The sequence below is a fragment of the Paraburkholderia sediminicola genome (assembly GCF_046027825.1).
GTDB lineage: Bacteria > Pseudomonadota > Gammaproteobacteria > Burkholderiales > Burkholderiaceae > Paraburkholderia > Paraburkholderia sediminicola_D.
The window spans coordinates 1-12,715 of the sequence record NZ_JAQQDU010000154.1 but is presented as its reverse complement, the minus strand read 5'-3'; the positions used below and the strand labels follow the sequence as shown (position 1 = coordinate 12,715).

The 12,715-nt window shown below is 61.3% G+C and carries 5 protein-coding genes; 1 reads left to right on the top strand and 4 read right to left on the bottom strand.

Annotated features, from left to right (window positions below; translation table 11 throughout):
- Positions 1-136: 136 nt before the first annotated feature.
- From PQQ96_RS40085 to PQQ96_RS40070, 4 genes are all read right to left on the bottom strand, one after another.
- Positions 137-3,460: an efflux RND transporter permease subunit gene (locus tag PQQ96_RS40085; RefSeq protein WP_408302649.1), complete on the bottom strand. Its 3,324-nt coding sequence runs from the start codon at positions 3,458-3,460 to the stop codon at positions 137-139.
- Positions 3,461-3,463: 3 nt separating this feature from the next.
- Entirely contained in the window at positions 3,464-6,586 is a 3,123-nt protein-coding gene (locus PQQ96_RS40080) for an MdtB/MuxB family multidrug efflux RND transporter permease subunit (RefSeq protein ID WP_408302647.1), read from the bottom strand.
- An 18-nt stretch (positions 6,587-6,604) separates the two neighbouring features.
- On the bottom strand, positions 6,605-8,011 hold the full coding sequence (locus PQQ96_RS40075) for an MdtA/MuxA family multidrug efflux RND transporter periplasmic adaptor subunit (protein WP_408302644.1): 1,407 nt from the start codon (positions 8,009-8,011) through the stop codon (positions 6,605-6,607).
- Between the two features lie 376 nt (positions 8,012-8,387).
- Positions 8,388-9,212 (bottom strand): IclR family transcriptional regulator, encoded by an 825-nt coding sequence (locus PQQ96_RS40070; RefSeq protein ID WP_408302642.1) that lies wholly within the window; start codon positions 9,210-9,212, stop codon positions 8,388-8,390.
- Between the two features lie 1,871 nt (positions 9,213-11,083).
- On the opposite strand from PQQ96_RS40070, the gene ltrA reads away from it, so the two are divergent.
- Complete coding sequence (gene ltrA / locus PQQ96_RS40065) at positions 11,084-12,676, top strand: group II intron reverse transcriptase/maturase (protein WP_459252149.1); 1,593 nt, start codon at positions 11,084-11,086, stop codon at positions 12,674-12,676.
- Positions 12,677-12,715: the final 39 nt, after the last annotated feature.

The following is a 12,715-nucleotide window of genomic DNA, read 5'->3' as shown; positions in this document are numbered from 1 at the left end:
ACTAATAAACCAATAAGAATTCAAGGAAAGGCCAACGCCGTAGGCAAACAGACGAACAAGCGCCGCCCAGGCAAACAATCCAGGCAAGGCCCAACGCCGTAGGCAAAAAGACAAACCGCCCCGCAGGCAAAAAAAATCAAGCAGACGGCGCGATACGCGCCCCGCGCCCCTTCCGCGACTCCCACCGCACCCGAATCCGATCCATATAGAGATACACCACCGGCGTGGTATACAGCGTCAGCATCTGACTAACAATCAACCCACCCACAATAGCAATCCCCAGCGGAGCCCGCAGCTCCGCCCCGTCCCCACGCCCGAAGGCCAGCGGCAACGCCCCAAGCAGGGCGGCAAAAGTCGTCATCATGATCGGCCGGAACCGCAGCAAACAAGCCTGATAAATCGCATCCCGCGACGACAACCCCTGCCGGGAGGCCTCAATAGCAAAGTCCACCATCATGATCGCGTTCTTCTTCACGATGCCGATCAGCAAGATCACCCCAATCAGCGCAATGATGCTGAACTCCGTCTTGAACAGCAGCAAAGCCAGCAACGCCCCCACGCCCGCGGAGGGCAGCGTGGACAAAATCGTCAGCGGGTGGATATAGCTCTCATACAACATCCCAAGCACGATATACACCGCCGCCAACGCGGCCAGAATCAGGATCGGCTGATCAGACATCGACTGCTGGAACGCCTGAGCCGTCCCCTGGAAGCTGCCGTGGATCGTCCCCGGCATGCCGATCTGCGCCATCGTGTCGTAAATCGCCTGCGTCGCGGTCGACAACGACACGCCCGGCGGCAGATTGAACGAAATCGTCGAGGCCACGAACTGGCTCTGGTGATTCACTGACAACGGCGTATTGCCCGGCCCGAACTTCGCGATCGCCGACAACGGCACCATCGTCTCCTTCGACGTCGACACCGCCGCGCCCGACGAAGCACTCGACTTGCCGCTCGCGGCGATCGAATTGATCGCCTGATTACGCGCGGAATCGGAGGCGATGCTCGCCGCGCTTGAGGCGGTCGTGCCCGCCGTGCCGCCCGTCGACGCACTCGTCGAAGTTGAACTCTCCGTCGTCGCTTTCGACGTCACCGTGCCTGCCGGCGCATTGGTGGTCTGCGCGCCGCTCGCGCTGCCGCCCGATGTGCTGATGTAAATCTGGTTCAGCATATCCGGGCTCTGCCAGTACTTCGGCGCCACTTCCATCACGACGTGGTACTGGTTCAGCGGGTTGTAAATCGTCGAAACCTGGCGCTGGCCGAAGGCGTCGTACAAGGTGTTGTCGATCTGCGCCGGCTGGATGCCGAGACGCGACGCGCTCGCGCGGTCGATCGTCACCATTGATTCGAGGCCGCCTTGTTGCTGGTCGGAATTCACGTCGGCGAGTTCGGGACGGGCCTGCAGCGCCTCAGTGAGCTTTGGTCCCCACAGGTACAGGTCCGGCGTCGAATCGGCCAGCAGCGTGAACTGGTACTGCGCGTTCGATTGCCGTCCGCCGACGCGAATGTCCTGCACAGCCTGCAGGAACGTCCGCACGCCGGCCACGTCGCCGAGCGGGGCGCGCAGTTGCTGGATCACCTCGTCGGCGGATAACTTGCGCTCGCTCTTCGGTTTCAGCGAGACGAACATGAAGCCGGAGTTGGTCTGCCGGCCGCCGGTGAACCCGGCCACGCTTTCCACCGCCGGATTCTTGCCGACGATTTCCATCATCTCCGCAAACTTGCCCTTCATCGCCTGGAATGAAGTGCTCTGATCGGCCTGGATGCCGCCGATCAAGCGCCCGGTGTCCTGCTGCGGAAAGAAACCCTTCGGCACGATGATGTACAGCCAGATATTCAGTCCGATCGTCAGCAGCAGGATCGTCACGATCAGGCGCGGATGCCGCAGTGCCCAGCCGAGCGTGCGCTCATAGCCGCGATGCATCCACGAGAAACCACTTTCGAGCCAACGCCCAAAGCGTCCTTCTTCCTGCTTCTCGTGCGGCTCGCGCAAAAGGCGCGAACACATCATGGGTGTCAACGTCAGCGAGACGATGAGCGACACGCCGATCGCGAGCGACAGCGTGAGCGCGAATTCGCGGAACAACCGGCCGACAATACCGCCCATCAGCAGAATCGGCAGGAACACGGCGACCAGCGAGATACTGATGGAGAGCACCGTGAAGCCGACCTCGCGCGCGCCGAGGAACGCGGCCTTCATGCGCGGCACGCCGTTTTCTATATGCCGCGAGATGTTTTCCAGCACCACGATCGCATCGTCGACCACGAAGCCGGTCGCGATCGTCAACGCCATCAGCGACAGGTTGTCGATCGAAAAGCCCAGCATATACATCGCGCCGAACGTGCCGATGATCGAGATCGGCACGGCCACGCTCGGAATCAGCGTGGCGCGCCAGTTGCGCAGGAACAGGAACACCACCATCACCACCAGCGCCACCGCGATCAGCAGCGTACGCTCGGTGTCTTTCAGCGATGCGCGGATCGTCGTGGAGCGGTCGGCGGCCGGCGCGATGTCGACGTCGGCGGGCAGCGAGGCATGCAACTGCGGCAGCATCGCCATCACGCGGTCGATGGTGTCGATGATGTTCGCACCCGGTTGCCGGTACAGAATCACCAGCACCGAGCGCTTGCCGTTGAAGAGGCCGAGGTTACGCAGGTCTTCGACCGAGTCGACGACTTCGGCCACATCGGAGAGCTTCACCGCGGCGCCGTTGCGATAGGCGATGACCAGATCCTTGTATTGCGACGCCTTGCTCGCCTGGTCGTTGGTGTAGATCTGCACGCGGTTCGCGCCGAACTCGATCGAGCCCTTCGGGCTGTTCGCATTGGCGGCGGCGAGCGCCGCGCGCACGTCTTCCAGACCGATGCCGTAGTGGAACAGCGCCTGCGGTTCCAGCTCGACACGCACGGCCGGATTGGCCGAGCCGCTCACATCGACTTCGCCGACGCCGTCCACCTGCGACAGCGACTGCTGCAGCACCGTGGCCGCCGAGTCGTACAACTGGCCGGCGGTCAGCGTCTTCGACGTGAGCGCCAGAATCAGGATCGGCGCGTCAGCGGGATTGACCTTGTGGTACGTCGGGTTGCTGCGCAAGCTTGCCGGCAGGTCGGCGCGGGCGGCATTGATGGCGGCCTGCACGTCGCGCGCGGCGCCGTCGATGTCGCGATTCAGGCCGAACTGCATCGTGATACGCGTCGATCCGACCGAACTCTGCGAGGTCATCTCGGTGACGTCGGCGATCGAACCGAGATGCCGTTCGAGCGGGCTGGCGACGCTCGTCGCCACGGTGTCCGGGCTTGCGCCCGGCAAGGTGGCCTGCACCGAAATGGTCGGGAAATCGACCTGCGGCAGCGGCGCGACCGGCAGCTTGGTGAACGCAAAAATCCCGGCCATCGCGATGCCGATCGCCAACAGCGTGGTGGCGACCGGGCGGGAGATAAACGGACGCGACAGGTTCATCGCTCAGTTTCCTGCATCGGTGGCGGGCGACGTGGGCTTGCCGCGATTGAAGCGCTCACGCGTACGGCGGGCGAGCGAATCGAATGCCAGGTAAATCACCGGCGTGGTGAACAGCGTGAGCAACTGGCTCACGATCAAACCGCCGGCAATCGCGATACCGAGCGGGCGGCGCAACTCCGAACCGGCGCCGGTGCCGAGCATCAGCGGCAGGGCGCCGAGCAGGGCGGCGAGCGTGGTCATCAGGATCGGCCGGAAGCGCAGCAGACACGCCTGATAGATGGCTTCGCGCGGCGCCTTGCCTTCCTCGCGCTCGGCGTAGAGCGCGAAGTCGATCATCATGATGGCGTTCTTCTTCACGATACCGATCAGCAGCACGATACCGATGATGCCGATGATGTCGAGATCGTGCCCGGTGATCAGCAGCGCCAGCAAGGCGCCGACGCCCGCCGACGGCAGTGTCGACAGAATCGTGATCGGGTGGATGAAGCTCTCGTACAGCACGCCGAGCACGATATACATCGTGACGATCGCCGCCAGAATCAGGAACAGTTCGTTCGACAGCGAAGCCTGGAATGCCAGCGCCGCGCCCTGGAAGCGCGTCTGGAACGACGCCGGCAAGCCGATATCCTGCTCCGCCTGATTGATCGCTTTCACCGCCGCGCCGAGCGACGAGCCGGGCGCGAGGTTGAACGAGACGGTTGTGGCCGGGAACTGGCTCAAGTGCGTGACCAGCAGCGGCGCGGGTTGCTCGATGAACTTCGCGATCGACGACAGCGGCACCTGGCCACCCGTCGACGTGGAGGAGGGCAGATAGATCGAGTTCAGCGACTCGGTGTAGTGCTGCATTGACGGCTGCGCTTCCAGAATCACGCGGTACTGGTTCGACTGTGTGAAGATGGTCGAGATGATGCGCTGGCCGAACGCGTCATACAGTGCGCTATCCACGGTAGCCGGCGTGATGCCGTAGCGCGACGCCGTAGCGCGGTCGATTTCGATGTAGACCGACTGGCCGTTGTCTTGCAAGTCGGTGGCTACGTCCGCCAGTTCCGGCGATTGCTTCAACCGGTCGACCAGCTTCGGCACCCACGTGGTGAATTCGCTGATGTTCGGGTCGGTCAGCATGAACTGGTACTGCGTCGGGCTGACCGTGGAATCGATTGTCAGATCCTGCACCGGTTGCATGTACAGCGAGGCGCCGGGAATATGCGCGACGTCATGCTGCAATTGGCGGATCACGTCGCTCGCGGTGTTGCTGCGATCGTCGCGCGGCTTCAGGTTGATTAGCATGCGGCCGCTGTTCAGCGTGATGTTGCTGCCGTCCACGCCGATGAACGAGGTGAGGCTTTCCACGTCCGGGTTCTTCAGGATCTGCGCGGCGAGTTCCTGCTGACGCTCGGCCATCGACGCATACGACACCGACTGCGGCGCCTGCGTGATCGCCTGGATCACGCCGGTGTCCTGCACCGGGAAGAAGCCCTTCGGAATGAACACGTACAGTACGCCGGTGAGTACCAGCGTCAGCACCGCGACGAACAGCGTGGCGCGTTGCCGGTTCAACACCCAGGTCAGCGCGACCGCATAGCGGGCGATCACCCAGTCGATGAACCTGTGGGCCTTCGCTTCGAAACGGTGGCTTTCATGCGGCGGCGTGTGGCGCAAAAGCTTCGCGCACATCATCGGCACAAGGGTGAGCGAGACGACTGCCGAAATCACAATCGTCACGGCCAGCGTGATCGCGAATTCGTGGAAGAGACGCCCGACTACGTCGCCCATGAAGAGCAGTGGAATCAGCACGGCGATCAGCGAAACCGTCAGCGAAATGATCGTGAAGCCGATCTGCTTCGAGCCCTTCAGCGCGGCTTCCATCGGCGATTCGCCTTCTTCGACATAGCGCGCGATGTTCTCGATCATCACGATCGCATCGTCGACCACGAAGCCGGTCGCGATGGTCAACGCCATCAGCGACAGGTTATCCAGCGAGAAGCCGCACAGGTACATCACGGCAAGCGTGCCGATCAGCGACAGCGGTACCGACAGGCTCGGAATGATGGTCGCGTAGACGTTGGCGAGGAACAGGTACATCACCAGCACCACCAGCACGACCGACATCAGCAATTCGAACTGCACGTCGCGCACGGAAGCGCGGATCGTGGTGGTGCGGTCGGTGACGATCTGCACGTCGAGCGCCGCGGGCAGCGACTGTTGCAATTGCGGCAGCAGCGCCTTGATGCTGTCCACCACCTGGATCACGTTCGCGCCCGGCTGGCGCTGCACGTTCAGGACAATGGCCGGCGTGTTGTTCACCCACGCGCCGAGCTTGGTGTTCTCAGCGCCTTGCACAATGGTGGCGACGTCCGTCAGCATCACCGCGCGGCCATTCTTGTAGGCGATCACCGCGCTTTTGTACGCGTCGGCGTCGGTCAACTGGTCGTTCGCGTTGATCGTGTAATTGCGCGTCGGGCCGTCGAAGTTACCCTTCGGCGTGTTGACGTTCAGGTTCGAAATCGTGGTGCGCAAGTCGTCCAGATTCAGACCGTAGGCGGCGAGCGCGCGCGGGTTTGCCTGAATCCGCACGGCCGGGCGTTGACCGCCTGACAGGCTCACGAGACCCACACCCGCCACCTGCGAAATCTTCTGCGCGAGACGCGTGTCGGCCAGATCCTGCACCTGCGTGAGCGGCATCGTCTTCGAGGTGATCGCGAGCGTGATGATCGGCGCGTCGGCGGGATTGACTTTCGCGTAGATCGGCGGCGCGGGCAGGTCGGACGGCAGCAGGTTGCCCGCGGCGTTGATCGCCGCCTGGACTTCCTGCTCGGCAATATCGAGCGGCAGATCGAGGCTGAACTGCAGCGTGATGATCGACGAGCCGGCCGAGCTTTGCGACGACATCTGATTCAACGACGGCATTTGCCCGAACTGACGTTCGAGCGGCGCGGTGACCGAGGAGGTCATCACATCCGGGCTCGCGCCCGGATAGAAGGTCTGCACCTGGATCGTCGGATAGTCGACCTCGGGCAGCGCGGAGAGCGGTAGAAAGCGCAGCGCGACGAGACCGACCAGCATGATCGCCGCCATCAGCAGCGCGGTGCCGACGGGGCGCAGAATAAAGGCGCGGGATGGATTCATGCGGTAGTTGCCGTGCCCTTATTGCGAGGCTTGCGCCGCGTGTTTGCCGTGATGTCCGTGTGCGCCGGATGCCCCCATCGCGCCGCTTGCACCACGCGCGCCCGAAGCGCCGCGCGGCCGGTCGGCCGGAATCGTGATCTTCGCGCCTTCCTTCAGCCGGTCCGACCCGTCGATCACGACGCGCTCGCCGGCTTGCAGGCCGGATTTGATGCTGGTGCGTTCGCCATCGACCGGACCGGCCTTGACCGGGCGCACCGTCACCGTGTTGTCTGGTTTCACGACATACACGAACTGGCCCATCGAGCCGTTCAGCACAGCCGTGGTCGGCACGATTACCGCGTCCTTGATCGTATCGACCAGCAGGCGCGTATTCACGAACTGATTCGGGAACAACAGGTTCTTCGGGTTCTGGAAGATCGCGCGCAGCTTGACCGTGCCGGTGGTGGTGTCGATTTGGTTATCCAGCGTTTCGAGCGTGCCGCCTTCGAGCGACGTCGTATTGCTGCGGTCGTATGCGGTGACCGAGAGCTTCGCGCCGGTTTGAGTCTGCTGCAGGATCTGCTGCAGGTTGTCTTCGGAGGTCGTGAAGATCACGCTGATCGGCTGCAACTGCGTAATCACGACGATGCCGTTGGCGAGGCCCGGCGTCACGTAGTTGCCCGGATCGACCTGGCGCAAACCGACACGCCCCGATACCGGCGCGGTGATGCGCGCATAGACGAGGTCGAGCTTATAGGTATCGATGTTTGCCTGATCGGACTTGACCGTGCCTTCGTATTGCTTGACGAGCGAGGCTTGCGTATCGACCTGCTGGCTGGCGATCGAGTCTTGCGCGAGCAACGTCTGGTAACGCTTCAGGTCAAGACGGGCGGTTTGCAGGAGCGCCTGGTCGCGCGCCAGGGTGCCTTGCGCGTTTTCCAGCGAAATCTGATAGGGGCGCGGATCGATCTGGGCCAGCACATCGCCCTTCTTGACCATCTGGCCTTCCTTGAAGAACACGTCCTGCAGCGTGCCGCTCAACTGCGGCAGCACGGTGACGTTGGCGAGCGGCGTGACCGTGCCGAGCGCGGTCAGCACGACCGGCATCTCACCCTGTGTGGCGGTCGCCACGTGGACAGGCTGCGCCATGTTGGCGAACGCACCGGCTCCGCCTCGGCCCGCGCGGCCGCTGCTCGCGCCACTCGCACCGGCTGCGTTCGCGCCGCTGCTGGGCCCGCCCCACGGATGCCAGCGCCACAACACAACCCCAAGGATGACCAGCGCCGCCACGATCAGTGCGATGTTGCGGCCGCGATGGCGTTTGGCTGGATCCGGTGCGTTCCCTGGACCGCCAGCAGGCCCCCCGCTGGAGGACGGTTGCGAACCGCGTTGGGAAGCCGGAGCGGCAGGGCGTGTGGTTTCCGAATACTGTTGTTGTTCGTCCATCGGTTCGGTCAGGTGGCTGGCTTTGATGTGAGCTGCTCGTGCGATCGTGCCGCTTCGACAGTTCGGCGGACCGGCACGCAGGCGGCATGACAGGCGGTTTCGACAGCGGACGCGCCGCGAATGTTCAGCGCGGATGCTACCCGATGCGCGGGACAAAGATGTTAACCCACTGCGCGATCGTGACAAGTCGGCCGGGACGTTATCGAAGGGGAATAACGGCAAGCCGGGCGAGCGCCCCGCGACAGGAAGGCATGATCCTACGTCGCGGGCTCCGTAACAGTCCACCCATCTATTTTTCTATTGATTACGAAAGTTACAGGATGAGGTGAGGAGGGGCGGGAATGCGGTGGGCGCCGACCGGCGAGCGTCCGCGCGTTCAGTTATCGAGACGGCGCCCAGGCGTGCCGCCTATCTCGAGAACAATCTTACTGATGCATTCGAGCAGGGCCGGCGCCGCGCGCGACATCAGCCATTCGCGTGGGCACTGATCCGCGGCGCCACCGCAATTGACGGCATAGCGCTCGCCGGAGGGGCCGATGAATCCTGACGCGATGGCATTCAGGCCGTTGTACCATTCGCCCGTGGCGATTGCGAAGCCTTGCTCCGCGGTTTCCCGTAATGCGCTTGTCAGGCGGCTGCTGACATGGCCCCAGTCGTCGCCTTCGGCGGCCTGTAAGCCGATCAGCAATTTTTCCCGCTCCGGTTCGGCGAGTGCCGACAGATAGGCGCGGCCGACTGCGGTGCGGCTGAGGTTCATGCGCGAGCCGACTTCGAGGCGCGACACCAGCACCGCCGAACGCGGCCGGATCGCGTCGATCACCACCATGTCGAGGCGGTCGCGTACGGCCAGATGCACGGACAACGCGGTGCGTTCAGCGAGTTCGATGAGGAAGGGCCGCGCCCGGGCCCGGATGTCGAAGTTGCGCAGAAAGCCGTTGCTCAACTCCAGTACCGACGAGGTCAGCACGAATCGCTCGCTGTCAGGCAAGCGGAACAGGAAACCTGCGCCGACGAGCGTGGCGGTGATCCGCGAGACGGTGGGCTTCGGGATGCCGGTCAGCTCGGCCAACTCGCGGTTGCTGAGCGGCGCGTCGGCTGCGGCGATCGAGCGCAGCACGGTCAACCCGCGTGCCAGTGCGGTGACTTCGTCGCCCGAGCCGTCTTTCTCTTTGGCTGGGGCGGTGACAGTTCGGGAGGACATCGGTCGGTTCATGTCGTCTTTTTTGGAACTATATTTCAATTTTTTGTTCGCGTACCTGGCGGCAACCGTTCCGAACAGGCTGGGCGAAGGCCCCAAAATGGGGCATAAGATTCATTTTTCATCTGAAGATTCATTGTATCGGAATATTTTTCCGGGGCGAATGAAGCCTCTTTATATTTTGCTTGACTTAGTCAGCATAACCATAAAAAATGGAACCTCATTTCGAAAGACGGTTTCAGGTTCTGCATTTTGAAGTTTCGAACCAACCGTGGCCCGCGGAGTGTCCGGTCGAGTGTCTTTAATAGTCTCCCGTAACAGTCCACGCAGCGTCTATCTCAAGTCCCGCGTCTAACATGGCGCGCCGGTCCAACTTTCGAATACCGTCTCTCAGGTTCTAGCACGGCCCTCGGAATGGCTAGAACTTTTTAAGGCGTCACGGCAACGTGACGCCTTTTTTTTTGTGCGCCCAGCATGGGCGCAGTCTTGTGGGTGCAAGTCCCACCGCAAGTTGATCACAGCGAGCGAAGCGAAGCGCAACTGCATGAGGGTGAGCGAGTGTGGGGAGGAAGCGTGGAGCGAAACTGCGAGCCGATGAACAAGAACCGGATAGAAGGCGGCACCGATCAGGGCGAGCGGGCAAGAAACCGCAAAGCTCTCGTGATCAAGGGGCGGTGACGTAGATCCGGCGGTTGTGCAGTGAAGGAGTGCGTTCTTACCCAATGGGATGGACGCCCCCACCCGTCACGGCATGGATGTGCCAAAGTGGAAGTGTCTAGCAACCACTTGAACCGAGGGGACGTCACCATGAAGGTTACAACTGTCGGTATCGACCTGGCAAAGAACGTGTTCGTGCGACCTGCAAGTCGCGTGAGTTTCTGTTTCACAGGTGCAGGTATGACCTGATGAAACCGGTTGTTCCATCAACCGTTCCCTACCCGGACATGCGGAGTTGGTAACAGCTCGGTGTGAAGCTTCGGGGACAACGTAGCCGCCGGGTATCCGGTACGCCGAGCCGCGAGGCAAGGCGGAATCTGCCAGCACGAAGGCGGAGAGGAGCAAGGGATGAGTGGATACGACCAACATATGTGAACTTCCGCTAAACGTCGTGAGCTTTAACAAGCCAAACGTGCTGACAGGCTTGAACCAGTGCGACATGAAGTTGCGTATGCAATTGTTTTAACCAGCCGAAAGGCTGGTCAGGAAACCGGTCGTTCCGTCGACCGTAGCCTACCGGTGCATGCGTTGTTGGCAACGACGACGTGTGAAGCCACCGGGACAACGTGGCTGGCCTCTGGCCTAGCTGTCTCCGTGAGGAGAGGTAACGCCTGCGAGCGTTGATGCGGGTGAGCTGCAAGGCTGGATAGTATGGTCAGCATAAGTGAACTGCCACAGACATCGTTAGCCTGAGCAAGCCCAAAACGCTGGTGGCTTGAACCAAAATGGTACGCGGTCGGATGTTTCCCCTGGTTTAGGAAACACACGGACATGCAGACCGCCGGTGGATAGGCAGGACCTACCCTATTCGTGTTGCATACGTGGAACATGGTAAGCCCGATGTGCCGCCAGGAATGGCAGGCGACCCGCAAGGGAAGCTGAGGGTGCAGCGGGTAGAGGAAAGCGGAGAAAGCGAACGCTGCCCTGTAATCGGGCAGATAGGGATTGCGTCGCGAGACAACATCATCTCACGCGAAAGCGGGCAGACTTCCGTATGGTCTTTCGTCACTAGATAGCTTGAACAACCTTTCAAGGAGGAGAAGCAGATGACTGTGCAGCAACCAGGCGCGGGTGCGTCCTCCGATCGCGCGAGACACTGGCACGGCATTAACTGGGCCGGGTGTCATCGTGAGGTTCGAAGGCTGCAGGCAAGAATAGTGAAGGCAATACAGGATGGCAAACATGGCAAGATGAAAGCCCTGCAGTGGCTGCTGACCCATTCGTTCAGCGGCAAGGCACTCGCCGTCAGACGGGTGACTGAGAATCAGGGCAGACGGACGCCGGGCGTGGATGGTGTCACCTGGTCCACACCGAAGTCCAAAATCAACGCAGTGTCGTCACTCAAACGGCGCGGCTATCGGCCGCGTCCACTGAGACGGATATATATCCCGAAGGCCAACGGGACAAAAATGCGGCCCCTTGGAATTCCTTGTATGGTCGACAGGGCTCAGCAGGCGCTGTACCTGCTCGCTCTGGAGCCGGTCGCCGAAACTATGGCTGACCCGAACTCGTATGGGTTCCGGTCCGCCCGTTCCACGGCCGACGCAATCGAACAATGCTTCCGGGCATTGGCACAAACCGATTCTGCAACGTGGATTCTTGAGGCCGATATCCGCAGCTGCTTTGACGAAATTTCACATGACTGGCTGGTCGCCCACATCCCCACGGACAAAGCGATTCTGCGAAGATGGTTGGAGGCTGGCTACCTTCACAACCGTGTCTTTCACTCAACGCAGGCGGGTACACCGCAAGGGGGAATAATTTCGCCTACGTTGATGAACATGACTCTCGACGGGCTGGAAAAAATGCTACGTGCAAAGTATCGCAAAGGTAGTAACAATCCGTCGAAGGTCAACATCGTTCGTTATGCGGATGACTTTATCATTACCGGCGCAACGCGTGAAGTGCTGGCTGATGACGTTCGTCCGACGGTCGAGCTGTTTCTGGCGGAGCGCGGTTTATCGCTTTCTTCAGAAAAGACCCGGATCACGCATATCGACGAAGGGTTCGATTTCCTCGGCATGAACGTGCGCAAATATGGCGGCAAGCTGCTGATCAAGCCTGCCAGAGCAAGCGTTCAGCGCTTCCTGCGCAAGCTGCGGGAAACCGTGAAGAACAGTGCGACGGTACGACATGATCAACTGATACGTGAACTCAATCCATTGCTTCGCGGATGGGCGAACTACTACCAGCATGTCGTGGCGAAGCACACCTTTGGCAGAGTCAGTCACGAAATCTGGCGATGTTTGTGGCGCTGGACGAAGCGCCGGCATCCGAACAAGAGCTCGCGCTGGGTCCGGCAGAAGTACTTCCGGATAGTAGGATTCCAGCATTGGGTCTTTGGCACGGAGACTGGCAATACGCTCAGCACAGGAAAGCCGGAACTCCTGATGCTATATGACATCGCAGGCACGCCGATCCGGCGACACCGGAAACTCAAGGCGGCCGCAAACCCGTTTGATGTGCAGTGGGAAAGCTATTTCGAGGAGCGTTTGGGATTCGCGATGCTGGACTCGCTCAAAGGTCGGGTGCGGTTGATCCGGTTATGGCTTGACCAGCGACGGTCGTGTCCGGTCTGTCGGCAGATGATCACGAAAACCAGTGGTTGGCGGCTCTACCACGTGGAACGAACGATCGATGGCGGTAAGGACACGAACCGAAACCTGGTCATGTTGCATCCGGAATGTCATCGGACTGCGCGTGCTCTCGGACTCTCGGTGGTGAAACCGGCTCATGACAAATGGGCTTAGAAAGGCTTGAGCGAAATGCGGCGAAAGTCGCACGTTTCG